Consider the following 25,297-nt stretch of genomic DNA (forward strand, 5'->3'; position numbering starts at 1 on the left):
AGATTATGGGCAATAGACTCGATAGATGGAAAAAGATCATGGGCAAGGGCCGCTATGGAGGATTACAGGCATTTTTGGATCGCATGTTTATCCCTCTTGCCCGCCGGTGTGTTGAGCATTCTGGCTGGGTGCTTTTGGCATTTATTTTCCTGACTGCGGCAGCACTGTATTTAACTTCTACTGTAACGCAGGATAACAGCTATGATTCCTATTTCAATGCAGCTGACCCTGTTTTCGTTCATTACAAAGACTATCAGCGTGAATTCAATTCCGATGAAGTTATTTACCTCGTTTACAAAGGCACCAATAACAAGGACGGTGTTTTCGACCTCTCTACCATGCAGAAGATTGACAAGCTTACGCACGCCATAGAGCAGGAAGTACCTTTTGTACGCAAGGCCATCAGCCTTGCTAATGTCGAATTGATCGAAGCTAAGGGAGACGACATTCTCATCAGCCGCTTGAGAGATAAGGGTAACTTCGGTTCAGCTGAGTTACAAAATCTGCGGGAAATCACAATGAATAATACGTTGTATACCGGCACATTGGTCAGTAAAGATGCTCGCTATGGAGCAATTCTGGTCAAGATGACACAAACCAGCACAGCACCTATAGAAAAGTTACGCGTTGATCCAAAGGGTGGTGACGGTTTGCCCAATCTCTATCCTCAGGCATCTAATAACAAATTGAAGGAAATCCTGGCACGTCCAGATTTCGCTGGTATGGAGATCATACTTACCGGCGATGTACCGTGGAATGCTACTTATAATCAGATTATAGATAGTGATGTAGTATTAATTACTCTGGCCACCCTTATTCTCGTTGCAATATTATGTATGATACTTTTTCGTGCACGGTTGTTGGGACTATTCGCGCCGCTGGGGATTGTACTTCTCGGCATACTGATGACGACAGCCGTGATGGGCGCAGCAAAATATCAGATTAATTTGTTATTTCTTATGCTGCCGACTTTGATCTGTGCTATCGGTGTAGCCCAGTCAGTGCACCTGCTGATGAACTGGCAGGCCGAATATAAACTATCAGGGTCTCCACGCGACGCGGCGCGTGTCGCACTGGAAAAGATAGCCACCCCTTCTCTACTATGCGCTTTGACCACGGCTGCAGGTCTCATCGGAATGGGTTTTTCGAATCTTAAAGCGATGCGTGAGTTTGGCATCTATTCGGCAATTGGTGTAATCCTCACATTTATAGTCACAATGATGGTGGTAACCACACTGGCATCAAGAGCAAAAAAACATCCCGCTGAGTCCGGCGCTGCGCATCCTATCTGGCTTGAGCACACTATCTTTGCCTTTTTGGAAACTGCATTAAGAAATCCCAAACGTATTCTTGCCGCAGCCATCGCAGCCACTATCATTGCCTGTGCCGGCATCTACCAGTTACGCGTGGATTATAACCTGCTGGAAGAATTCAAACCAAGTGTTCAATGGCGTATTGACACCGAGAAAATTGACAAAATCATGGGCGGTATATTGAGTGTTGTTTACGTTTTCGATACGGGCAAACCAGACGGCATTCAGAATCCGGACCTGATTAGGGGCATTGAATCGCTGCAGCAATTTGCCGAATCTCAGCCTCTTGTGGCCGATACTACATCCATTGTTGATTATTTAAAAGACATGAATAAGGCCTTTCATGGCGGAGATCCCGCCTATCGAATTATCCCCAGGGATAGTAAGGCTCTGGCACAATTGCTGCTGGTATATGAATTGTCCGGTGGAAAAGATATGGATGATATACGCAACATTGATCGATCAAAAACAGTTCTGGAGTTAAGAATCAGACTGGTGGGCGCATCGGATATTCGCGATATAGTCAATAAGCTAAACAACCATATAGCGGCTAATCCAATCCCCGGAGCTAAAGTTGAACTATCAGGTGTCGGCCTACTCTGGCTCAAGATATTCGACTACGTGACTGATTCTCAGATCAGCAACGCATCGGCATCATTTATTATGATTTTGCTGTTTATCGCTATCGCTTTCGGATCGCTTCGTCTCGGTTTATGGGCAATGATCCCCAACGTACTCCCTTTTATTTTCGTCCTAGGCTTCATGGGCTACATGGGCTGGAACCTCGATTATATGAGAATGACGCTCGCCTCGGTGACCATGGGAATTTCCGTAGACGATACGATTCATTTCCTGGCCCGTCTGCGAGTCGTATTCAGTGAAAAAGGTAACTATCGTGAATCGTTACGGGAAACTATGCATGAGGTAGGCATACCGCTCACCGTAACCAGCGCTGCATTGGTAGTCGCTTTTAGCAGTTATCTGTTGTCCAGTATGGCGATACTGGCAAGCTTCGGCGCTCTGCTTTGCTTCAGTATCATTGTGGCCTGGATCATCGAACTTTTGCTGACGCCTACGCTCATGGTTTTGTTCAAGCCCTTTGGACCGGAGTTTGAACCAGATGTCAACGAAGAAAAACCTGTATGACTATGGGAAAATATTTCTTCAAGGATTTACAGGATGGATAATAGTGAATAATGGGAACGATTTTACCAAATATTTGTGGAAATCATTCCGATCATTACCATGATCGGCACACTGGTTGACGCACCGGCGACAATGCTCAACGCCGTCGGCGATAACGTCTCCAGCATGATCGTCGCACGAATGCCGGGCGGCAGGAATTGGATTAAAAATGGACAAGAATTCTAAACAGGATCGTCCGCTATAAATAACAAATATGAAAATTTGCCACAAATGTAAAAAAGAAATCGCGGGTGATTTTTTTGTCGGACGTCAGGCGCAATGCCCTTCCTGCGGGGTTGATCTGCATTGCTGCCTTAATTGTTCTTTTTACGAGATAGGCGCTTATAACGACTGCCGCGAACCTCAAGCCGAAAGAGTGCTGGATAAAATCCGTTCCAATTTTTGTGATTATTTCAAATTCAAACAAACAGGAAAATCCTCCAGTTCGGCTGGTTCAGAAACTAAAGACAAACTGGAATCGCTATTTAAGAAATAATGTCTGGCAATTTTATATCATCTTATTTTTAATTTCTCGCTATTACTGGATTCCCGCATAATAAATATAACCATTTAATGTCCTCCGCTGGCGGAGGTGTCCCGATGAATCATCGGGACGGAGGTGGATTAAATTAACATAAATTGTAAATTACTAATAATATCAAGTATATTTTAAATAATTCCACCCCCTGCCCCCGCCAGCGGGGGACATTACTCATTACGGGCAATCAATACATGCAATTTCGACACAGCCTCTGCGCGGGAATGACACCATATAATGATTAAACGGCACAGGGTGAATGGCGGCCGGGGAGTAATTCCATTTTGTATTTTCTTACAGGCAGGTTTTTAATATCAATTTTGTCTTTGATTGTCTTCAGCGGTACTATTTCTATGTTCTGGCTTAGCGCTTTTTCCAAAAGTTCTCTGAAGTGATTTTCAAAGATGCCTCCTTCTACTTCGGCATGAACCGGCAAAACATGTGTTCCACCGTCTTTAAGAAGACCGGCAATAATCGAGATACCTTTTTGCGCATCAATTTCTTCAAAGCAAGGCAGGTCGGATGGTATCTCGGGAAGATTAGCTATTGCATGGATAAAAGGAGTTTTGGCCCGCGTGCAACTCAGATATTCAAATTTATATTCCTTGATTATTGCCAATACGCGGTCATTAATTGTCCATGAAGGTGCACCGAAAGCCGTTGGTTTCTTTCCAGTCAATTTTTCGAAGCCACTCATTCCTTTGGCAAACCACTCCCGAATCCATTTTTCTGATTTACGCGACAGATCATCTTGCCACCTGCGGTGATCCCAGGCGTGAAACTGGATTTCATGTCCGGCGGCAATTATCTCTTTCACAATTTGTGGAAAGGAAAGCGCAATCATGGGCGCGGGAAGTAGTGTGCCGTATAACGCTGTTTTCCAGCCATAGAGGGCGGGCGCATTTGTCCGCATCATCTTCTTTAAAAATAGCGGATTTTTGATTAATTGTAAAACCGCCCTTCCGGAATTATCCGGCCCGATGCTTAAGAAAAATGTTCCTTTTAAATTGAATTGTTTTAAGGTTTGCAAAAGAGAGGGAACGCCGTTTTTCATGCCCCAGTAGGTATCGACATCTATTTTTAATCCGAGTATCGGCAAAAGGATTTCTCCCCATATTTTCCTCCCTTGAGGGGAGGAAATTAAAAGGAGGGTGAATATTTCCAAATTATCACCCTCTCCCTACCCCTCTCCCCTCAAGGGAGAGGGAACTTAACCGTTCCTCAACCTGATCGGGAAACCGGTTTCCATCATATTAAAAACTGGATTCCGGCTTTCGCCGGAATGACAGAGGTTATATCTTGGCGTTTTTGTTTTCTTTCAGAAACGAATTAAGCGTTAGTCGCATGGATTCTTCCAACCCGATTTTCGGTTCCCAGTTTAAGAGCTTTCTCGCCTTTTCAATGCTGGGCTTGCGGGTGTAAATATCCTGATAACCCTTGCCGTAAAATGTATCCGCGGAAGTATCAATTATTTTCGAATAGGTTTTATCGTTTCGATGATCAGGATGCTGTTTAAACAACTTTTTCAAAATCTGGGCCAGCTCTTTCACCGAACATTCGTTTTGGGGATTACCGATGTTGATAATCTGGTTTTTGCAGACGTCATTTTTATTTTCCAAAATTTTCATGAGCGCACTGATTCCATCGTCGACATAAGTAAAACAACGTTTCTGCGTTCCGCCGTCGACAAGATTTATCGGTCTCTTCAAGAAAAGTTCCGCGATGAATTGGGTGACAACGCGCGAACTGCCTTCCTTGGCCGTATAGAGCGAATCAAGCCGCGGGCCTACCCAGTTAAACGGCCGGAATAAGGTAAACTCCAGATGACCTCTTGTGCCGTAGCCGTAAATCACACGGTCCAGAAGCTGTTTGCAGCAGGAGTATATCCAGCGCTCCTTATTGATCGGGCCTACTACCAGGTAACTTTCATCTTCCTTGAATTCCGGATCATTGCAGGCGCCGTATACTTCCGAAGTAGACGGGAAAACTACTCTCTTGTGGTACTTGACACATTTCTTGATGATATCCACGTTCATCTCAAAATCAAGATTATAAACGGCAATGGGGTCTTCCACATAAAGCTTCGGTGTAGCAATGGCCACAAGCGGCATGACGACATCGCATTTCTTGATTTGCAGTTCAATCCATTCCCGGTTGATGGCAATATCACCTTCCATGAAATGAAAATTAGGATTATTCAGAGATTTTCCCAGCCGATCTGTTCCTAAATCCATCCCGTAAACTACCCAGTCTTTCTTTTTCTCCAGTATTCTGTTGACCAGATGGTGTCCGATAAATCCGTTCACACCAAGAATTAATATTTTCATTTTAGTTCTTTTACCTTTTCGTTTTCAAAATAGTTATTTATTTGTTCGCCTCTAAGGCGTTTTCCTTTTACTTCAATATCAATTAACTTTATAGCATTTTTACCCGTTTGCACAAGAATTTCTTTGTCAGTAATAATTAATTTTCCCGGCATGAATGCTTCATTAGAAACTACCGGCTCTCCCCACCAGATAATAATTTTTTCGTCTTTATCCAGAAATGCGAATGCTCCGGGATATGGTTGGGTGACTCCGCGAATTAAATTGTAAATTTCGTCGGCAGATTTTTTCCAGTCTATGTGTCCATCTTCCGGACGTCTTCCTCCATAATAGCTGCCCTGACTCAAATCCTGTTTCCGCCGTGGAATTTGACCTTTCTTTATCAAAGGCAGTACTTCCTCCAGAAGTTCTTTTGCGGCACCGCAGAGCTTATCGTACAAGGTTTTAGCAGTATCTGAGACGTCTATCACGACCGGCTTCTGGCCAACAATGTCTCCGGCATCAGGTTTTTCGATCATATAATGCAGTGTTACGCCGGTTTTTGCCTCACCGTTGATGATCACCCAGTTAACCGGACATCGCCCCCGATAATAAGGCAAATATGATCCATGCAGATTAAACGCTCCCACCTCGGGCAAAGCAAGAATTTCGCGGCAAATCATCCTGCGGTAATAAAAAGAGAAAATAACTTCAGGGTTAATTGCCGCTATTTTCGCTATCCAATCAGGAGAATTGACTTCTTCGGTTGTATATACCGCGATATTTTTTTGCAAAGCCCAGTTCTTAACCGAACCGAACCAGCAATTTTCACCGGGATCATCTTCATGAGTGAACACAGCCGCTATATCATAACCATGCCTCAACAGAGCGTCCAAACCGGTAAGGCCCATGTTGTGATAAGCAAACACAACCGTTTTCAATTCTATAATTTCTCCTTAATGCCTTGAAAATAATTTATGATAATTCGGTGTGCACTTTTTCAATTACATATTCAGGCCGTTTGCGGGCTTCCAGATAAATACGGCCGATATATTCACCGATAACTCCCAGGGCGAAAAATTGAAGGCCGACGAACACGAACAAAATGGCAAACAGTGTAAATATTCCTTCGGCTGCCCACTGGGCGCCGTAAACCAGTCTGGCGATGGCCAGAAAGATACCGAAACAAATTCCCAGTAAAGACATCAGTATCCCGCCATACATTATCAGTTTCATCGGGAAGTCCGAGAACGACGCGACGAGGTCGAACTGAAGATTTATCAGTTTACTCAAAGGATAACTGGATTTGCCTCCATATCTTTCTTCATGTTCCACTTCGATTTCTGCAATACGTTTAGCGAAAACCGTCGCCAGCGCCGGAATAAATGTGGCGTGTTCATGGCATTGAATCATTCTCTCCACTACCGTACTTCGATAGGCGCGCAGCATGCATCCCCAGTCACGCATGCTGACTCCCGTAATCTTTCGGGCAACGATATTAATTATTTTTGAAGGAAGGATTCTTAGAAAAGAATCTTTACGACCTTTTCTTATCGAACCGACAACATCATAGTTGCCCTCTTCCATAAACTTGACGAGTTTCGGTATTTCTTCGGGAGGATTCTGCAAGTCGGCATCCATCGTAATAATAACATCGGCGTTAACAACGGAAAAACCGGCCAGAATAGCCGCGTGCTGTCCGTAATTGCGAGTAAGCTCGACAACTTTTACCTGAGCATTTTTTGTGAAGCTTTTGAGAATTTGCAGAGAATTATCACTGCTTCCGTCATCGATGAGTATTATTTCGAAGCTTTTACCCATGCCCTGCATTACAGGCATGAGGCGCCGCATCAATTCAGGAAGATTCTCTTCCTCATTATAAACGGGAATTACTACTGCTACCTGAGCTTTACCCATTTTTTATAATCTCCTTTATTGCTTTACAAACATACACCACGTCTTTTTCCGGCATATCCGGAAATAAAGGCAAAGAAATAATCCTCTGCGCCGCTTTTTCTGTTTCCGCCAGCAGTTCAATGCCTGGCGCGTATCTTTCTTTCACATAACTCAAGGCATGAGTTGGTGGAAAATGTAAACCGTAACCTATATTATAATCTGACAACCTGTTCATAAATTCATCACGATTTACAGCAGATACTTTAATCACAAAAAGATGCCAGGCATGAACATGATCATATTCGGGAATTTGAGGTAAATCAATACCGGAAATATTCTCGAGGCCTTCCAGATAAAGTTGGGCCAGCCTGGTACGCTTTTGATTAAACTCCTGCCATCGCTCCATTTGCGCCAATCCCAGCGCCGCCAGAATATCCGGCATATTATATTTATATCCCGGTCCGGCTATATCGTACGCCGGATTACCGCCCTTACCGTACCTTTTCCAGGCGTCTCTTTCGATTCCATGAAATCTCAGCAGCCGCAATTTCTTTTCCAGATCGGCATCGTTTAAAGTTATCATTCCGCCTTCACCGGTGGTGATATTTTTTATCGGATGAAAAGAAAAGATAGCCGTGTGACCGAAACCGCCGGCGTGAATTCCTTTATAGTAAGTCCCAACGGCATGAGCGGCATCTTCGATAACAGTTAAATTATATTTGCGCGCCAGATTATTTATCTTATCCATGTCAGCGGGAGCTCCGGCGAAATGCACCGGAATAATGGCCTTCGTTTTCTTCGTGATTTTTTCTTCTATCAAATCCGGATTAATATTCAGCGTACCATAATCAATATCAACAAATACAGGTGTTGCTCCGCGCAGTGCAATCATATTTACGGTTGAGGCAAACGTCATCGATGGCGTAATTATTTCATCTCCCTCACTAATGTTCAGAGCGGTAAGCGCAATATGCATTCCGGCAGTAGCGGAATTAAGAGATATAGCCCGTTGAGAGCCGGTCAGCTGACAGAATTTATCTTCAAATTCCTTACAAAGCGCGCCCGTTGTAATCCACCCTGATTTTAAACAGGTAGTCATTTTATTTATTTCGCTCTTGCCGATGGACGGTCTGCTAAACGGAAGAAACTTTTTTCTTATTTTCACCAGTCCCACTCATCCTTCTCTTTAATTTGTAATATGAAGCAAATAAAACGCGTTATTATACCAAAGAATTTCCGTCGCCGGAAACCTCTGCGCAATCTGCTTTAATTTTTCGTTGTGCTGAGTGATGCAGTATATATCCTTTTTTTCTTCGCACAACCTAAAAAATTCATTCACGGAGAGGAAGTAATGTTTCTTTTCTTCCCCGGGCATCTTGGCAATACCCTCCGCTAATTCGCCAAAATCTTCAACAATCGGTGTTCTTATTTTATTATAAAAATCAATGCCGTAAAAATTTACCCGATATTGATATAAATCTCTATCCTGCGGCACATACCTGGCAATTGCCTCCCTGGCCACCTTGGCGCTACGGTACGGCGCCAAGAAATCATTAAGCGGAAAAAGAAAATTGCCTAATAAGATCGCGCAAAGCACATATATACTGAAAAACCAGCCCTTCTTGAATTTTTTATAAATTAAATCCGGCAGAAAAGTCAAAAGAACCGCGGCAATTACCGGCACGAAGATGTAGAGCCACCATTTATCGGAAACCATAACCACCAATCCCTTTTCCGCATCGGAATATTTTTTCAGAATAGGCGGCAGAATCAGGGCAATAAATAATATTAAAGACTGGAAAATAATTGCCAGACGATAGATTATCTTTCGTCCATTCGTTTGTTCTACCGGCATTTCTTCCTCATATTTTTTAAAAATACATCCCGCAAAAAGAGCCATCGGTAAAAAAAGCGGGGCAATATATGTTACCAGTTTAGAGGAAGATATCGTATAAAAAATCAAAATCAATAAGAACCAGACAACCAGTAATTTATTTTCATCTGTATTGAATAATGATTCCTTAATATATTTATTTTTCCAGGCTTTGATTAAATAAAAAGCCCACGGTATTGCACCGCCAACGATTATCGGCAGATAGAAATAAAAAGGCTCCGTTTTGCCATGCATTTTCGTGGTGAAACGCAGGAGATGCTCTCGTACAAAGAAGAACCACAGAAAATCAGGATTCTCTTTCTGAGCCAGAATCAGCCAGGGACAAACGACTATCAAAAATATTATTATCCCGACTGGCGAGAACAACTGCCATATTTGCCGCCAGCGGCCTGCCCAGAGAAGCCAGATAATCAGAATTCCAAACGGAAAGACAACGCCGATCACGCCTTTTATCAAGAAGGCCAGAGCGCAGGCAAAATAAAATAAATAAAACAGATATTTTTTTTGTTCCTGCACAGAGAGATAGCCCAGCCAGATGGAAAGATACGTGAAAAAAGTAAGAGGCATATCCAGAACATTGATATGGCCGAGAATAAAGGGAAAAAGAGAAATCGTCAACAGCATCGCCGCATACAGTCCTGTCTTTTCATCGCGGAAATGCCTGCCCATGAAATAAGCAAGCAAAATACAGCCCCAGGCGCATAAAGCTGCAAAAAGACGGGCTGCAAAATCGTTTTCACCAAATATCTTAAATAATATTGCCGTCGCCCAGGAAACCAACGGAGGCTTTTCCAGGTAAATTGTATTTTTTATATGCGGCGTGACATAATTTCCGGACTGATTCATGGCACTGGCAATCAGGCTGTAGCGGGCCTCATCCGGTTCCATTTGCGGCATAACGGAAAGCAAACAAATATAAAGAATAAAGGGTATTAAAAATAATATATACTTTTTTTGCATGATGCTTCTCATTTTTATTTTTAGTAAGTTAGAAATTATTTTCTGTTCTTTTCAATCCCGCAAGGGGGTACTGAAAAGAGTAACTGAAAATAATTCCGTTAACGCACTTATCCCGTTTATCGGGGCACGGTTAAATTAATTTGCTTCCGGTCAAAAAAATATTTTATAGCCATGGTGAACAATATGCCGATACCGGCTCCGGCAATAACATCGCTCAAATAATGCGAAGTTAAAATTATTCTACTGATACCTACCGCACCCGCAACGACGAATAACGGTATACCCCAACGCGGGAAAAGTATCGTCAGAGCCGTGGCTAGTGTAAATGCGGTTTGAGCATGGCCGGAAGGGAAAGATGTTAACTCATAACCGGTGCCAAAGTAACAGAATCCGGAATAGCCATGATTAAATAATTCAACAGGACGATGGCGTCCGGCTATCCACTTCAATATATTGATGAATATTCCGGTAATGCTCAAAGAAAGAAAAACAAAAAGAGATCGCGAAGCGTTGAGATAATTTTTGTAAGTGTAACGAAAAAACAAGTACAAAACAACACTGGCTATTATATACCATGTGGAAACGCCTAAACGCGTTATTAGATCCGCTATATTTTTTACAGCAGGATTCAGTTCCCGGCAGTACTTCGTTAAGGGAATATCCCAAAACAAATAGGAAACAACTGTCATGATGAAACAAACGACAGCTATGTATGTTGCGATCCGTCTTTCTTTCACTATTTTATCCCCTGATAATTGTGACACCACACAAATTCCACCGTATCTACCTTCGCACCATTGAGCAATATATCGGTCTTTCCGGCAACATCGGTTCGTTCGCAACTGACTTGGTCTCCAACATCAATATTATTGAAATGAGTATTAAGAAAAAGAAGATCATATCCAACCGGTGACTTTTTCTGCCAGACGTCAAACTGATCTTGTCTTTCGTCAATGACAAATACTTCATTTTTATACGGCAGATTATAATACATTGTCCTACTGCCCATTGTCCAATTGCTTACCGCAATTGCTTTTGGCACTTTTGAATTACTTTGCTTTACAATTGCATCGGCCTGTTTAAGAATTGAGGGAAATCCGTAAATATCTCGAAAGGGAGATTTGTAATCAGTAATTTTGTAGAATATTCCTAAAAACTTTGTACATTTTTCAGGAAATGGAACTGCGCAATAGGCGATTATCATTAATGTTAAACTTAGTCCTATTGAAAAATAAAGAAAGTTTCTTTTCCATTTCTCCTGAGACTGCAAAAGAATGTAAGTACCCACAGGAATAAAGAGCAGGTAAAAAATACTGGGCCAGTGTGGAAGAGTGCGCTCATAAAATGATGTGAGCAGAAAAAATACCATAATCGTTCCACCAAATAAAACGGCCAACCGCAGATAAACATTGGGTGAACGCAGCGCTTTAAAAAATCCATAAAAGGCAATTATAAATAAAAAAGGACTGTATGCGCCAAACTGCGCAGCCAGCGATTCAATAAAATTCTTAAAGCTGGAGGATAAAGTACCAAAAACATGTCCGCCCTGATAACGAAAGCTGCTAAAGTCATGCGTAAAGTTCCAGTAGATTACCGGTGTAATAATGACAAATGCAATGAACGCTGCCAGAAACATATAAGGTGAAAAAAGAATATCGTATCTTTTTTTCATCAGAAAAAATATGACCAGTGGAGGTACAAGTAAAATCGATGTGTATTTGGCCAGTCCCATTAAACCGAGCAAAACTCCCAGCAAAATAAAATCCAGCGGCTTTTTTTCGCGATTTATTCTTTCGGCAGTGAAAATGAAAAGGAAAACAAATAACAGCAAAAGAGAATCAGGCAAAAGCATCAGTCCCAATACATTGAGCATAAATGAACCATTCAAAGCCAGAACGGCCAGCAGCGATAACCGTGTGGACTGAGTAATTCTTAATGTAAATAAATAGGCACAGTAGGATACGGCAGCAAAGATCAAAATCGCCGGCAGCCGGGCCAGAAATTCATTCGTACCTAAAAGATAAAAAAAAGGCACATGCGCCCAGCCTACCAGAGGCGGATGGTCAAGGTAACTTAAGTCAAGGTACTTAGCGTATAAAACATAATGGGCTTCATCAACACCTAATCCGAAAAACGGCGCGACAACCAGACGGATTATTGTGAAGAAACCAATCAGTAAAAAAATCTGTTTGTTAGCTTTGGGCATTAATTTTCTCTAATTCCGGCTGAATAGTTTTAAACACCTGCGCAGGTTTTATAACTTTAAGACAGACATTATCAATGCACGCTGTTTTGCGATGGTTTGAAGCGCTGACACAGGGCGAACAAGCCAGCCCGGCATAAATCGGCGTAGTCTTGCCCAATGATCCGTAAAGAGCCGGCGTTTCCGGACCAAAAATCACAAAAGTCGGCATATCTGTTATCGCGGCAAAATGCGGCGGTCCGGAGTCATTGGTAACCATCAATTCTGAAACACTGTAGAGCAAAGGAAGTTCGGCAAATTTTACCTTTCCAGCGAAATTGATACATCTGTCATCCTGCACCTGCTCCTTGAGCCGCTGGGCCTCTTCCCTTTCGCGTGGATCTCCGGTAATTAAGACAATCGCCCGCGGACAATTCTCCAGAATCATTTTTATTAATTGCGCGTAATTTTCCTGGGGCCAGCGCCGCTGGATAAGCAGTTCACTGGCATTGGGATTAATCAAAACGATTTTATGATTTACGGAATCGAATTTTTCAAAACATCCACAAACAATATCAATAACTGTCTTCTTTTCATCAGCGGAGTATCTAACTTTAGCAAGACTTATTTCATCGTCTTCAATCTTAGTCTTGGAGTAAGGAATTTCTTCCTGCGGTGACATGAGCGCGTTGACCAGAGCAATGAAATTTTTTGCGATATGAATGTGGGGATTATAAGCGACTTTATGCGACAAAAAATCTCCGCGGTAAAGTCCTTCATTGTAATAGGCGTGAAACCCCACTTTATAAGGAGCGCCGCTAAAACCGGTAAGCAGTGCTGTAACCCTGGAAAAAAGCTCCAGATCAATTACCGCATCGATTTTTCTTTTTCTCGTCCAATAAAAGAATTTTATTCCATCCAGCGCCAATGAGAGAAAGTTATCTTCACGAATTGTATAAATATTTTCCTGTGGAACTGTACCCAGCAAATCGAGACTTGGTTTGTTTTTTTTAAAAATAGCAAAATGAAGATTTGCGCCAGCTTCTTTTTGCAATTTTCTCATCGCCGGATCCACTAAAATGGCGCTACCCATTTCCGATAATTCGATAAACAAAACATTCTTCGGCACTTTTTTATCATGTTTGATAAATAATGTTATAATTTTTTGACACAAGGAACCTAAAAAACAAAGAGGAACGCCGACATAGTAATCAATATGGCGCATTGTATCGACTTTCATAGACTTATCCTTTTTCAAAAGAAGGAAGAATAAAAATAATGGATTAATATAGGAAAAATGCTCGCAACTGTCAATAAATGAATGCTTTTATTGTTAAAAAACATTTTCTGAAATTATTTTTTTCTAAAATTAAAATGCCTTATTTTAAATTGCACAAATCCAAAATAATTTTTCTATACGTCCAATTTATGTTTTGCTTGAGAAAACTTACCAATACGTGCTATTTTCAAGTAAGTATAAAACCCCGCATAAGCGGGACAATTCCCAATCTCGATATATCGGGATTGGATAATTCGGCTATTAAATTTCAATGCGCTTTGCTTTTGAAATTTGAGCCACATTACGACCTGCAGACTTCCGTGCACTTCGTTTCTGAAGTTTGGGTCTCATTAAAGTTGATGATCAAATGCGCAAAATTATTAACAGGTATATATTCAAAGAAATTGCCTTCCCCTTTATAATTATTTTATTAGTTCTTACTTTCGTCCTGTTGATGGGGAAAATTATGCAAATTATGGATCTGGTCATCAATAAAGGCGTCAGTGCTTTTTCCATAGCCAAGATCATCGTTTTTCTATTACCCTCTTTCATGCTATTCACTATTCCGATCGCCCTTTTGATTGCCATTTTGATTGCGATGGGCAGACTTTCCGCTGACAATGAAATAACGGCCATTAAAACTTCGGGTATCAGTCTGATGCAAATATTCTATCCTGTAGCCATTGCGTCCTTGATCACTTTTGTATTGGCCGTCTTTATAAGTTACTTCCTCGTACCGCAAAGCAATTTCGCCACGAAGCGCCTGCTTTTCAATATTGCACAACAAAATGCCAGTATCGGAATAAAAGAAAAAGTGTTTAACTCTGACTTTAAGGATTTTCTCATTTACGCAGAAAAAATTCCTGTAAACCAAAATTATATGGAGGGCGTTATTATATCCGATAACCGTATGATCGGCGAACAAAATACAATTCTGGCTAAAAGAGCTATTCTCGTTTCCGACGCTGAATCAATGACTGTTAAGCTTAAGCTGGAAGACGGCTCCATTCATACCGTGAGCTCCGATTTAAAAAATTACCGTAAAATTGATTTTAAAAGTTACGATATTAATCTTGATTTATCCACCGCATTGGCTAATCTTGACGAATCTTCCAAAACCAGCACGGAAATGACCGTGAGTGAGCTTCTGGAAAAAATGAATAAACCAGGCCTGGATCCGGCAGCCATACGGGAATTGGCTATTGAAGTTCACAAGAAATTTTCCATACCTCTTTCCTGCCTCTTTTTCGGGCTGCTGGCTCTTCCTCTGGGCATAAGAAGTCACCGCTCCGTAAAATCAAGAGGATTTGCCGTAGGGCTTATTGTTGTCGCTTCCTATTATTTACTGCGTATCGGCGGAGAAGCGCTGGTGGAAACCGGCTATCTTTCTCCCGTAATCGGTGTCTGGGCTCCGAATTTTTTATTCGCTCTAGTCGGAATTTGCCTTCTTTATGCAGCCAATAGAGAAATTTCTTTTATCCCTATCGCGACTATTTTTAGAAAAAGCGGACTTAAGAACAGTTGAGGTTTACAAATTGAAAATTTTAGACAAATACATATTAAAAGAATTTTCAAGATTTTTCATCATCACGCTCCTTTCTTTCATTGCGCTCTTCTTAGTTGTCGATTTTTTTGAAAAAATAAGGATGTTTCTGAGCAACAGTGCTTCTGTCTATCAGATTATATCGTATTTCATTTTTTCGATTCCGATGATCATATCCTATGTTCTGCCGCCGGCGATTCTTCTGACAACATTAATGACTTTCGGCTCTCTTTCAAAATTCCACGAAATTACGGCAATGAAAGCCAACGGAATAAATATTTACCGGATTTCTCTTCCCGTTATAATTTTCGCGGCTATTGCTGCTGTATTTTTGTTCTATTTCAACGAAATGATAACTCCGGCATCAATTCAAAAAACCGAACGTGTAATCAAAGTTGATGTGCAAAAACAAAAAACACTGGGATTTTTCAAACAAAATGAAATCTGGTATCACGGTGAAAACGCGATTTATAATTTTAAAATGTTCGACGTAGACAAAAATATTCTACGGGGCGTAACCATCAATTATTTAAATCCCGATTTTACTTTGATGAGTCGCATTGATGCCAAAAGAGCTGAATGGAAAAATGACAAATGGTTCTTCTATAATATACTTATTACGCGTTTTGATGCTGCGAATAATCCTATTCTGGAACGATCTAAAGAAAAAGTAATTGCTATCCCCGAACAACCAAACGATTTTAAAGTAATGCAAAAAGACGCGGAAAAAATGGGCTACTTTGAATTAAGAAAATACGTTAAAAAGATACAATCTGAAGGATTCGACGTAACTAGATATCTTGTTGAACTGCAGGGAAAGATTGCTTTTCCTCTGGTGACATTGATTATGATTTTTATCGCTGTTCCTTTTTCTGTGCGTTCGGAAAGAAGCGGTGGAGTACTGCAAAGCGCCGGAATAGGCATTTTTATAGGATTTTCCTACTGGATAGTCCATGCGTTCAGCATGTCTTTAGGGCGTTCGGAAGTTCTACCGGTATTTCTTGCCGCCTGGGGAGCAAATATATTATTTGGCGCCGCTGCTGCCGTTCTTTTTTATAAAGTCCACACTTAAAACTTATACGATTTATCAATTCTAAATCAAAGATGATATCGAGGCGGCTAGGAGGAGGCTCCGCAGGCGTATTATACATACGTCGAGGAAGCCGACGATGACGCCAACAAAGATAGCGCTTTGATGTAGGATTGATATTAGTATCTGTAGTGGTTCTGCTTAAATGGCCCTTCCTCTGATATACCCAGATAACTTGCTTGTTTTTTCGTCAATCTGGTTAATTTAGCATCGAGTCTTTCCAAATGCAGGCGCGCAACCTCTTCATCAAGTATTTTGGGAAGCGTGAAAACACCTATCCTATGTTTTTTAGTGGCCAATTCTATTTGAGCCAGACATTGATTGGTAAAGCTATTACTCATTACAAAGCTGGGATGGCCGGTGGCGCAACCCAGATTAACCAGACGGCCCTCAGCCAGAACTATTATCGAACGTCCTGATTTGAGTTTCCATTTATCAACCTGTGGCTTGATGTTTTCTTTTTTGCAGAATTTACTTGTTTCCAGATAGTGCATATCTATTTCACTGTCGAAATGACCGATATTGCAAACTATGGCTTCATTTTTCATTTTCTCCATATGCTTGCCCGTAATTACATCACAGCAACCGGTTGCCGTAACAAATATATCGCCGGTGTGAACCACTTCTTCCATGGTTCTCACTTCATAACCTTCCATCGCGGCCTGCAGGGCGCAGATGGGATCAATTTCAGTAATAATCACGCGCGCTCCGAAACCTCTCATGGATTGGGCGCAACCTTTACCAACATCTCCATAGCCGCAAACAACAACTATTTTCCCGGACATCATGATATCGGTCGCTCTCTTAATTCCATCGGCCAGAGACTCGCGGCATCCGTAAAGATTATCAAATTTTGATTTGGTAACCGAATCGTTGACGTTAATTGCTGGAAACAAAAGCTCTCCCGCCGCCTGCATCTGGTATAAGCGATGTACACCCGTGGTTGTTTCTTCGGAAACGCCTTTGATTTTCGATGCTATTTTTTGCCATCTGCCGGAATCACGTTTTACCGATCTTGCCAGACGGTCAATAATTATTTTAAATTCTTTATTGTCTATTTTTTTCTTCAGCAGTTGGGGATTCTTTTCTATCTTGACTCCCTGATGAATAAACAGTGTCGCGTCGCCTCCGTCATCAACAATTAAATCGGGACCGGAACCGTCCGGCCAGATCAGAGCCTGTTCCGTGCACCACCAGTATTCTTCCAGTGATTCGCCCTTCCACGCGAAAACCGCCGCCGAACCGTTCCTGGCGATTGCCGCCGCCGCATGGTCCTGAGTGGAAAATATGTTGCAGGACGCCCAGCGAATATCAGCGCCTAACACCTGGAGTGTTTCAATAAGCATTGCCGTCTGGATGGTCATGTGCAGACTGCCCATAATCTTCAGTCCCTTTAAAGGCTTCTTTTGTCCGTATTTTTTGCGAACAGCCATAAGACCGGGCATTTCGTTTTCCGCCAACTGTATTTCTTTGCGTCCCCACGAAGCCAGTGAAATATCTGCTACTTTATATTTTAAAGCCGGGTTGATTTCCAGAAAAGCCATTTTTCCTCCTGATTAATTTTGCATTTAGATCGCAGCGTAGTTAACACATCTGACTGTATGAGTCTAACATTTTTATTCTGAAACTCCAATTCTGAAAACGAATAACCTAAGGTCACTATAGGCATAGCTGAAATTGGTAAGTTGAATCCCAAGGCATCGGTACAACGCGGAGGATACAATACTCCGCAGCTTGCTTTGGGATTCATACCCGAGATTTCCGCTGTAAGATTGATTTCAAAATGAAGATAATCGGTAAATATTCCAGTATTTCTCTTATTAATAACATCCCTTAGGATTATCAAATTATTTTCAATATTGTTAATTACTTAGGGTGCTTTTTTATTCTATTTTTACTATCGACGAATACACATTTGGGCTCCCATTTTTGCGCTTCTTTATCGTCGGCAATCACATAACAGGCAATGATAATCAAATCCCCTTTAGCCACTTTGCGGGCGGCGGCGCCATTGAGGCAAATTGTTCCGGAATTACGCTTACCTTTGATGGCATAAGTCGAAAACCTCTCGCCGTTGTCAACATCGTATATCTCAACTTTTTCATAAGGCACTATGGACGCTTCTTCCATGAGCTTTTCATCAATGGAAATACTTCCTTCATAATGCAAGTCGGCGTCTGTTACCGTTGCGCGATGGATTTTCGATTTCAACATGAATCTTTGCATAGTATTCATTTCTCCTTAGGGATAAAGATTATACATTTAGCTTATCGCCAAAGACATGATTATCAATAAGTCTGGTCGTGCCTACCTTTACAGCCAGCGCTATAACCGACTGACCATTAACTTCATTGACATCTTTTAGCGTTTTTGTACTGCATATCTTAATATAATCAATTTTTGTATATGGCGCCCTTTTAATCAATTTTTCTACTTTGCTAATAATTACTGCTGATTTTTTTTCTCCACCGGAATAAAGTTTCTGAGCTAATTTCAGAGATTTGAACAAAGTTAGAGCTGACGGTCTTTCATTTTTCTGGAGGTATTTATTACGGGAACTCATCGCCAGCCCATCTGCCTCACGCACCGTAGGCAATCCAATTATTTGAAGATCCATGTTGAGATCATCAACCATTCTTTTTATGGATATAAATTGTTGAAAGTCTTTTTTACCGAAAACTGCAATATGTGGTTTGACAATATTGAACAACTTATTGCAAACCGTGGTTACTCCGCGAAAATGACCGGGACGCGATATTCCGCATAAATTTTGAGTTACCTTTTCTACATCAACATAACTCTGGTAACCTGCAGGATACATTTCTTTATTAGAGGGATAAAAAATGACATCGACATTCACACTTTCAGCCATTCTTAAATCACGATCAAAATCACGGGGATATTTGGATAAGTCTTCTTTGGGACCGAATTGTGTAGGATTTACATAAATGCTAACAACTACACAATCGGCCATCTTTTTTGCTTCCTTCATTAAACAAAGATGACCTTCGTGAAAATATCCCATGGTAGGAACAAAGGCAATCTTCTTTCCCTGGTTTCTAAGACCTTCGGAATAAGATTGCATTTTTTTTGCCGATTCGATAACTTTCATTTTTTCACAACAAAAAAGCCTTTCGTCGCAAAACGAAAGGCTAGTAATTTTTTATCTTCCTTTCGTCTCAGTCCTTGCGGATCCAAGCGAATGTAAATAACTAACAAAACTTTATTTTTTTGTCAAGTAAATTAAATTATCGGCCGTATATTATAAGCCGCATACTATTGTTTTCTTTAACATTATTTAACTATCAATATTTGTCCCGGAACTAATTTTTCATCAAGGGATATTTTATTTAACTTCATTAGTTTGGCCACATTGACATTATTTCTTTTCGCAATGCTGTGCAAACTATCATTTTTTTCAACAACATATTTATTCGTTTCTGATTTTTCGGAATCATTTGATGATAATTCCGTTTTATTACCTTTGGTTTTCTTTACCGATTTTTTAACATCTTGATCGTTTTCTTCTATATCCGCATCGGATTTATTTGAGGGAAGTTTTAATGTTTGTCCCGCGTTTATTTTATCCGTTCCTAAGTTGTTTAATTCTTTTATTTGAGCCGATGAAACCGAAAAACGGCGAGAAATCATCGACAGGGTTTCCCCTTTTTTTACCTTATATCGCCCTGAAGAGGCAACTTTTTCCCCTTTATCTTTCTTTTTGGAATTGAATTTTTCCGCATAGCTGTTCCCTGTTTTCACTGGAATTGTAAGTCTTCTTCCCTGAACCAGCTTCTTCTTAGAACTTAATCTATTATGTGATCGAATACTGGCGACGGAAACATGATATTTTTTGGCAATTGAATATACAGTTTCACCTCTTCTCACACGATGTTTTATAAACTGCTTGCTACCGTGGCGAGTCTGAGTCTCAGCAAAAACAAAACGCGACTTTTCTGCCTGTGGAATATCATTGTAAACTAAATTAAATTTATTTAAAGATTCTTCAGGAAGTCTTAAATTATATTCCCGGTCCGGCGTCATCTTATGCCTCAACTCCGGATTAAGCAAATTTAATACTTCCTCCGATACTTCAATTTTTTCTGCAATATCTTTAAAATTCATGATTTTGTTTACTTTGCAAGTCTCAAAGGCAATCGGTTTACCCACATTGCTTAAATCGAATCCGTATTTTTGTGGATTTTTTACTATATGAAGCGTCGCGAGAAATCTCGGAACATAACGAGCCGTTTCATTGGGCAATTGTCTATACAAATCCCAGAAACTGTCCAGGTAATTTATGTGCTGTCTGGATATAACCCTGAGAACTCTTCCTTCACCACAATTATAAGCAGCAAGAGCTGTAAGCCAATCACCAAACATATTGTGTAATTCTTTTAAATAAGCGATAGCAGCCTTGGTGGATTTTTGCACGTCCATGCGTTCGTCAATCCACTCATCGCGACTGAGGCCGAATTTATAACCTGTTGAAGGAATAAATTGCCACAAACCAAGAGCGCGCGCACTCGAATATGCCTTGATTTTAAACAAACTTTCGACAAGTGGAAGCCATAAAAACTCTTCAGGAATTCCAGCTTTTTTAAGCTCTTGCAATATTGTAGAGCGATACATACCGGAACGCTGATAAGCGGCAATAAAGTTATCGCGTTCTATGCCTTGAAAAGAATTGATTTCCTTTTGCACATCAGAATTCATTATTAATGGTATTTCACTATTCTTACCATTAAGAACAGTCTTCCTGGAGGAATAAATAACTAAGATGCGCTGAGAAATTAAAAGACGCAAATCATCTTTTTCCTGAGCAATTGACGCATCACCATTGGCATCAAGTATTAAAGAATAAGCTTCATCAAGAGTATCTAATGTTTCTTCTATATCTCCCTTCTCCCATAGCTTATCGGCCTCTTCCAGTAATTCCAGGGCATTTTCCATCATATCCTGTTTATCTTCGTTGCTTGACTTTTGTTGTGTCGAACTATCGTTTGAATTGAAACTCAAAAAATTATTATCTTCTTCTTGACCAACTGATTCAGTTTCTTCTTTTACAGGGGGATCTTCTTTTTTTATTGTTTGTTTCGTAATCTCATAATTGGTAATAATCAAAGGTTTTTGGACATTTACATTTTGATCTCTGGTAATAGTAACAGGTTTTTGAGCAGCTGCATTTTGAGTTTTGGCAACATTAACATGCCGTCGAACAGCGACATCTTGAGCACAACCAAGCAAAAGAGTAAAAATTAAACTAAACACAATAGTATAAGCAACACATTCGCTTTTAATTTTCGTCATTTAAACAACTCCTTCGTTTTGTCAAAACATGCGGCAGAAAAATATTTTCTCATGACCGCATAAATGTCTATAGATGTTTTGTATAGCATAGTTTTTGTTTTTTCCCAAAATTAATTGCTGATTACTAGTGTAGTGTCTCATAAATATCTATACAATATGTCATTTCGAAGCGAAGCGAGAAATCTTAATGATCGTGAGGAGATACAAGATATCTCCCGCTGGTCGATATGACAAGGTTTCATTGAGACACTACTCGAGTCTTTTAAGACAATCATGTTATAATTAACTTACCCATTAACTGCCCGTGAAAATAGTAAGTTAAGAGCCATTTGTCACATTCATGAGGTACGCCTGAATAAATTCATCAATATCACCGTCCAGGACTTTATTGGCATTGTTATTTTCCAGGTTTGTCCTGTGGTCTTTAACCATTTTATACGGGTGTAAGATGTAAGATCTTATCTGGCTTCCCCAGGCGATATCTTTTTTTAATTTATTTTCTTCATCAATTTTTTCATTCTTTAACTGCAATTCCTTCTCATAAAGCCTTGACTTCAAAAACTTCATGGCCATAGCTTTATTTTGATGCTGGGAACGCTCGTTCTGACATTGAACGACAATACCAGTCGGCAAATGAGTAATTCTAACAGCCGAATCAGTTTTATTTACATGCTGACCACCCTTGCCGCCGGCACGAAAAGTATCAATGCGCAAATCGTCTTCGTTAATTTCGATTTTTATTTCATCATCTACTTCCGGATAAACGAAAACTGATGCAAACGATGTATGACGGCGCGCGCTGGCATCAAATGGAGAAATGCGAACCAGTCTGTGAATACCGTTTTCCGCTTTGGCATATCCGTAAGCATATTCTCCCTCTAAAGTAAACGACACACTTTTAACGCCGGCTTCATCTCCGGGAAGATAATCTATTACTTTTGTAACAAATTTCCTTTTTTCAGCCCAGCGTAGATACATTCGCAATAACATTTCCGACCAGTCCTGAGCTTCTGTTCCACCGGCCCCGGCATGTATGGAAACAATGGCGTTCATGGAATCCTGCTCACTATTCAGCATCATTTTAAGTTCTTCCTGAGAAACGGCAGAACTTAATTTTTCCAATTCGCCAGCCAGGTCTTGAAGTACTTGCTCATCTTTTTCCTGCAAAGCAATACTTCCCAGATTTTCGATATCATTTATTTCGTTATTGAACTTTTCCCATTTCTCTACTTTTTCCGTCAGCTTTGTTTTTTTCTGCAGAACTTCACGGGCATTATCCTGATCATTCCAAAAGTCTTTTTTTAAAGATACCTCTTCCAAATCTTTTATTTTTAATTTCAATTCAGGAACGTCAAAGACATTCCCCTATATATTTTATTCTCTTTTTCAAATCAATTACTGTATCCTGTATATTTATACTTTCTACTGGCATTTCTTACCCTCCCTCTTAATACTAATCAGAAAATAAAAAATCATTAACAAAAAACAAGCTACCGCAACAAGATCACCATATCGAGCGTAAAAAGTCGGCATACTGACGAATTTAACATAACCTTTCAACGCGTCTTCCCGGAAAATATCTGTTTTCGCGATTATCCTGCCGCCGGGATCAATAATACCGGAAATACCCGTATTGGCCGCCCTCACCAGATAGAGTCTTGTTTCCACCGCTCTGAAAACCGACATGGAAAAATGCTGAAAAGGCGCCGACGTCGCTCCGAACCAGGCATCATTGGTAATATTAACCAATAACTCTGCAGATCTGTTTTTATACATTCTCGCGGCAAATGGCAATATCCCTTCGTAACAGATTAAGACCCCGATTTTCTTATCACCCATAGACAAAGGATAATATCCGACACCTGTGCCGAAATCGCCGATACCCTCAGTAAACCCTTTAACAAAAGGCACAATGTTTCTGAACGGCACGTATTCGCCATAAGGGACAAGATGTACTTTATCATACTTGCCTGCAACTTCACCGGCAGGTGATAATAAGTATGCGCTATTGAAATAATCATTGTTCTGACTTACGGAGCCGAACAATAACCAGCTTTTCGATTTAAGAGATAAATTTATAATCTGATCGTGTAAACTATTTATATCCTGAAACTTAAACGGAACAGCTGTTTCCGGCCAGACAATCAAACTCTCCTTTCCCGGTGAATTTTTTAAAGAAAGCTGTTCGTATATATTTAATGTTTCTCTCTGGTAATTTTCACTCCATTTTATGGACTGATCAATATTACCCTGTATTAATGACACTTCCATTCCCTGAGATTGGCGCACTGTTTTGTTAACTTGATCTAAACGATAAATACCGTACCCATAAACTCCGGCTAAGACAAGGCTAAGTATGCCTGCCAAAACATATTCCCTCGCGGTTCTTTTACTGATAACTTCAAATATTGTTGCATTAGTTAAAACTATCAAAAAAGACAAACCGAGAACACCCGTCACATCGGCAATCTGAATAAAATAAGTGTTCAGATACTGAGAATAACCAAGATTTTCCCATGGAAACCCCGTAAGCAAAATCGATTTAACATACTCTAAACAAATCCACAAAACCGGCGCAGTCAAATAAAGAGGAATTTTCCCCTGAAAATATATAATGCATCCGGCAAATAAAGATACATAAGCGCTTAAATAACAAGCCAGAAGAAGCATCAAAACAATGCCTGCATATAAAGGCAGATAACCGTAATTGACAATTACAAACGTTATCCAATAAATTATTCCGATATAGCCGACTACGCCGGTGATAAAACCCAGAAGCAAACCCTGGGCAACAGTGTTTGCCTTCTTGAGAGCAAAAAACAGAGGAATGAGAGCAATCCAGGCAATAAAGCCGAATCCATACTTGGGAAAAGATAAAAATATTAACAAGCCGCTTAACGCGGCTAAAAAAATAGCATCTCCTGTTAATCCCGTTCCGGCTTTTAATTGAAAATCATTTTTTGTTCTGGTTTTATTTTTCATTTAGGCTGTTGGTTTTGAGTTTTTTATTCTTACTTTTTTAATGCTGCGTTCGTCAGCATTTTCGATGGTAATTTCCAATCCTTCGATTTGAAATTTTTCTCCGGACAATGGAATTCTTCTGGTGGAATTTAATATCAGGCCGCTTAACGTCTCATATTTGCCTTTTTTCAAGCTGACATTTAAATGTTCTTCAACATTTTCAATTTCTATTCGTCCATCGAATATAATTGAACCATCAGGCAATTGCAAAATTCCATCAGCCACATTTGTTGTTTCATGTTCATCACGAAGTTCGCCGACAATTTCTTCGAGCAAATCTTCCAATGTAATCAAGCCGGCTGTTCCGCCATACTCGTCAATAACAATAGCCATGTGTTTCTTGTTTTCTTTTAATTCATAAAACAACAAATGGGTATTTTTTGTTTCGGGTATGTAATAAGGCGTACTCAAACAAGCCAGTAAATCATCCTTGGTGATTTGCCTGGACCAGAATTTAAGCATGTCTTTAACATTCAGGACGCCGACAATGTTATCAATTGTTCCACGATAAACGGGAATACGCGTATGCCTTGATTCAATTACTTCATTAATAATTTCGTCAATTGTCGCCTCCGTGCTCACAGCAACAATCTCCGTGCGTGGAATCATTAACTCACGAACTAAAATATGGGTAAACTCCAGAATGCCTTCTATCATTTCCCGCGAAGAAGGATCTAACAGACCGCTCTTTTGCGCACTGGATAATGCAGCGTCAATTTTGCTTTTAATGTATTTATTGTCGCGCCAGAAAAATAGTTTGAGAATAATTTCTGTTATATTCAA

At 40.4% G+C, this 25,297-nt stretch carries 21 protein-coding genes and 2 pseudogenes; 6 read left to right on the forward strand and 17 right to left on the reverse strand.

Annotation, left to right across the window (positions count from 1 at the left end):
• The first annotated feature begins 5 nt into the window (after positions 1–5).
• From CVU62_06000 to CVU62_06010, 3 genes and pseudogenes are all read left to right on the forward strand, one after another.
• A complete protein-coding gene (locus CVU62_06000; protein PKN38401.1) occupies positions 6–2,459 on the forward strand; it encodes a hypothetical protein in 2,454 nt (817 codons plus the stop codon).
• A 90-nt stretch (positions 2,460–2,549) separates the two neighbouring features.
• A pseudogene (locus tag CVU62_06005) lies at positions 2,550–2,684 on the forward strand (sodium:proton antiporter).
• A 28-nt stretch (positions 2,685–2,712) separates the two neighbouring features.
• Positions 2,713–2,994 (forward strand): hypothetical protein, encoded by a 282-nt coding sequence (locus CVU62_06010; protein ID PKN38402.1) that lies wholly within the window; start codon positions 2,713–2,715, stop codon positions 2,992–2,994.
• Positions 2,995–3,277: 283 nt separating this feature from the next.
• On the opposite strand, the gene CVU62_06015 is transcribed toward CVU62_06010, so the two are convergent.
• The 9 genes from CVU62_06015 to CVU62_06055 form a co-directional block, all read right to left on the reverse strand.
• Positions 3,278–4,201 carry a 4-deoxy-4-formamido-L-arabinose-phosphoundecaprenol deformylase gene (locus CVU62_06015; protein ID PKN38403.1) on the reverse strand — a complete coding sequence of 308 codons (924 nt, stop codon included), beginning with the start codon at positions 4,199–4,201 and terminating at the stop codon, positions 3,278–3,280.
• Positions 4,202–4,328: 127 nt separating this feature from the next.
• Complete coding sequence (locus CVU62_06020) at positions 4,329–5,363, reverse strand: bifunctional UDP-4-keto-pentose/UDP-xylose synthase (protein ID PKN38404.1); 1,035 nt, start codon at positions 5,361–5,363, stop codon at positions 4,329–4,331.
• On the reverse strand, positions 5,360–6,280 hold the full coding sequence (locus CVU62_06025; protein PKN38405.1) for a formyltransferase: 921 nt from the start codon (positions 6,278–6,280) through the stop codon (positions 5,360–5,362). The genes CVU62_06020 and CVU62_06025 overlap by 4 nt, the downstream gene beginning before the upstream one ends.
• A 34-nt stretch (positions 6,281–6,314) precedes the next feature.
• Positions 6,315–7,256 (reverse strand): hypothetical protein, encoded by a 942-nt coding sequence (locus tag CVU62_06030; GenBank protein PKN38406.1) that lies wholly within the window; start codon positions 7,254–7,256, stop codon positions 6,315–6,317.
• A complete protein-coding gene (locus tag CVU62_06035; protein PKN38581.1) occupies positions 7,249–8,394 on the reverse strand; it encodes a hypothetical protein in 1,146 nt (381 codons plus the stop codon). Before CVU62_06035 ends, CVU62_06030 begins: the two co-directional genes overlap by 8 nt.
• A gap of 27 nt (positions 8,395–8,421) precedes the next feature.
• On the reverse strand, positions 8,422–10,101 hold the full coding sequence (locus CVU62_06040) for a hypothetical protein (GenBank protein ID PKN38407.1): 1,680 nt from the start codon (positions 10,099–10,101) through the stop codon (positions 8,422–8,424).
• Between the two features lie 104 nt (positions 10,102–10,205).
• Positions 10,206–10,826 (reverse strand): hypothetical protein, encoded by a 621-nt coding sequence (locus CVU62_06045; protein ID PKN38408.1) that lies wholly within the window; start codon positions 10,824–10,826, stop codon positions 10,206–10,208.
• Complete coding sequence (locus tag CVU62_06050; protein ID PKN38409.1) at positions 10,826–12,295, reverse strand: dolichyl-phosphate-mannose--protein mannosyltransferase; 1,470 nt, start codon at positions 12,293–12,295, stop codon at positions 10,826–10,828. Before CVU62_06050 ends, CVU62_06045 begins: the two co-directional genes overlap by 1 nt.
• Positions 12,282–13,511 carry a glycosyltransferase family 9 protein gene (locus tag CVU62_06055; protein ID PKN38410.1) on the reverse strand — a complete coding sequence of 410 codons (1,230 nt, stop codon included), beginning with the start codon at positions 13,509–13,511 and terminating at the stop codon, positions 12,282–12,284. Before CVU62_06055 ends, CVU62_06050 begins: the two co-directional genes overlap by 14 nt.
• A gap of 77 nt (positions 13,512–13,588) precedes the next feature.
• Between CVU62_06055 and CVU62_06060 the strand changes: the two genes are divergently transcribed.
• From CVU62_06060 to lptG, 3 genes are read left to right on the forward strand one after another with little or no spacing between them, the layout of a single operon-like run.
• Positions 13,589–13,972 carry a hypothetical protein gene (locus CVU62_06060; protein PKN38411.1) on the forward strand — a complete coding sequence of 128 codons (384 nt, stop codon included), beginning with the start codon at positions 13,589–13,591 and terminating at the stop codon, positions 13,970–13,972.
• Positions 13,918–15,075 carry an LPS export ABC transporter permease LptF gene (lptF, locus tag CVU62_06065; protein PKN38412.1) on the forward strand — a complete coding sequence of 386 codons (1,158 nt, stop codon included), beginning with the start codon at positions 13,918–13,920 and terminating at the stop codon, positions 15,073–15,075. Before CVU62_06060 ends, lptF begins: the two co-directional genes overlap by 55 nt.
• Positions 15,002–16,165 carry an LPS export ABC transporter permease LptG gene (lptG, locus tag CVU62_06070; protein PKN38413.1) on the forward strand — a complete coding sequence of 388 codons (1,164 nt, stop codon included), beginning with the start codon at positions 15,002–15,004 and terminating at the stop codon, positions 16,163–16,165. The genes lptF and lptG overlap by 74 nt, the downstream gene beginning before the upstream one ends.
• Before the next feature lie 137 nt (positions 16,166–16,302).
• On the opposite strand, the gene CVU62_06075 is transcribed toward lptG, so the two are convergent.
• From CVU62_06075 to CVU62_06110, 8 genes and pseudogenes are all read right to left on the reverse strand, one after another.
• Positions 16,303–17,727 (reverse strand): adenosylhomocysteinase, encoded by a 1,425-nt coding sequence (locus CVU62_06075; GenBank protein PKN38414.1) that lies wholly within the window; start codon positions 17,725–17,727, stop codon positions 16,303–16,305.
• Positions 17,697–18,029, reverse strand: a complete 333-nt coding sequence (locus CVU62_06080; GenBank protein PKN38415.1) for a hypothetical protein — start codon at positions 18,027–18,029, stop codon at positions 17,697–17,699. The genes CVU62_06075 and CVU62_06080 overlap by 31 nt, the downstream gene beginning before the upstream one ends.
• A gap of 20 nt (positions 18,030–18,049) precedes the next feature.
• Positions 18,050–18,409 (reverse strand): aspartate 1-decarboxylase, encoded by a 360-nt coding sequence (locus CVU62_06085; protein PKN38416.1) that lies wholly within the window; start codon positions 18,407–18,409, stop codon positions 18,050–18,052.
• A gap of 28 nt (positions 18,410–18,437) precedes the next feature.
• Complete coding sequence (locus tag CVU62_06090) at positions 18,438–19,295, reverse strand: pantoate--beta-alanine ligase (GenBank protein PKN38417.1); 858 nt, start codon at positions 19,293–19,295, stop codon at positions 18,438–18,440.
• 182 nt (positions 19,296–19,477) lie between these two features.
• Entirely contained in the window at positions 19,478–21,493 is a 2,016-nt protein-coding gene (locus CVU62_06095) for a lytic transglycosylase (GenBank protein PKN38418.1), read from the reverse strand.
• A 318-nt stretch (positions 21,494–21,811) separates the two neighbouring features.
• Positions 21,812–22,906: pseudogene (locus CVU62_06100) on the reverse strand (peptide chain release factor 2).
• A gap of 9 nt (positions 22,907–22,915) precedes the next feature.
• Complete coding sequence (lnt, locus tag CVU62_06105; protein PKN38419.1) at positions 22,916–24,475, reverse strand: apolipoprotein N-acyltransferase; 1,560 nt, start codon at positions 24,473–24,475, stop codon at positions 22,916–22,918.
• A complete protein-coding gene (locus CVU62_06110) occupies positions 24,476–25,297 on the reverse strand; it encodes an HlyC/CorC family transporter (protein PKN38420.1) in 822 nt (273 codons plus the stop codon).

It is taken from the genome of Deltaproteobacteria bacterium HGW-Deltaproteobacteria-2, assembly GCA_002840505.1.
In the GTDB taxonomy this organism is placed as follows: Bacteria; Desulfobacterota; Syntrophia; order Syntrophales; family Smithellaceae; genus Smithella.

What these genes read in the sequence shown, in the direction of transcription:
- CVU62_06000 (PKN38401.1), top strand. Translation starts at nt 6, where the DNA reads ATGGGCAATAGACTCGATAGATGGAAAAAGATCATGGGCAAGGGCCGC.
- CVU62_06010 (PKN38402.1), top strand. Translation starts at nt 2,713, where the DNA reads ATGAAAATTTGCCACAAATGTAAAAAAGAAATCGCGGGTGATTTTTTT.
- CVU62_06020 (PKN38404.1), bottom strand. Translation starts at nt 5,363, where the DNA reads ATGAAAATATTAATTCTTGGTGTGAACGGATTTATCGGACACCATCTG.
- CVU62_06030 (PKN38406.1), bottom strand. Translation starts at nt 7,256, where the DNA reads ATGGGTAAAGCTCAGGTAGCAGTAGTAATTCCCGTTTATAATGAGGAA.
- CVU62_06040 (PKN38407.1), bottom strand. Translation starts at nt 10,101, where the DNA reads ATGAGAAGCATCATGCAAAAAAAGTATATATTATTTTTAATACCCTTT.
- CVU62_06050 (PKN38409.1), bottom strand. Translation starts at nt 12,295, where the DNA reads ATGCCCAAAGCTAACAAACAGATTTTTTTACTGATTGGTTTCTTCACA.
- CVU62_06055 (PKN38410.1), bottom strand. Translation starts at nt 13,511, where the DNA reads ATGAAAGTCGATACAATGCGCCATATTGATTACTATGTCGGCGTTCCT.
- CVU62_06060 (PKN38411.1), top strand. Translation starts at nt 13,589, where the DNA reads ATGAATGCTTTTATTGTTAAAAAACATTTTCTGAAATTATTTTTTTCT.
- lptF (PKN38412.1), top strand. Translation starts at nt 13,918, where the DNA reads ATGCGCAAAATTATTAACAGGTATATATTCAAAGAAATTGCCTTCCCC.
- lptG (PKN38413.1), top strand. Translation starts at nt 15,002, where the DNA reads ATGCAGCCAATAGAGAAATTTCTTTTATCCCTATCGCGACTATTTTTA.
- CVU62_06075 (PKN38414.1), bottom strand. Translation starts at nt 17,727, where the DNA reads ATGGCTTTTCTGGAAATCAACCCGGCTTTAAAATATAAAGTAGCAGAT.
- CVU62_06085 (PKN38416.1), bottom strand. Translation starts at nt 18,409, where the DNA reads ATGCAAAGATTCATGTTGAAATCGAAAATCCATCGCGCAACGGTAACA.
- CVU62_06090 (PKN38417.1), bottom strand. Translation starts at nt 19,295, where the DNA reads ATGAAAGTTATCGAATCGGCAAAAAAAATGCAATCTTATTCCGAAGGT.
- CVU62_06095 (PKN38418.1), bottom strand. Translation starts at nt 21,493, where the DNA reads ATGACGAAAATTAAAAGCGAATGTGTTGCTTATACTATTGTGTTTAGT.
- lnt (PKN38419.1), bottom strand. Translation starts at nt 24,475, where the DNA reads ATGAAAAATAAAACCAGAACAAAAAATGATTTTCAATTAAAAGCCGGA.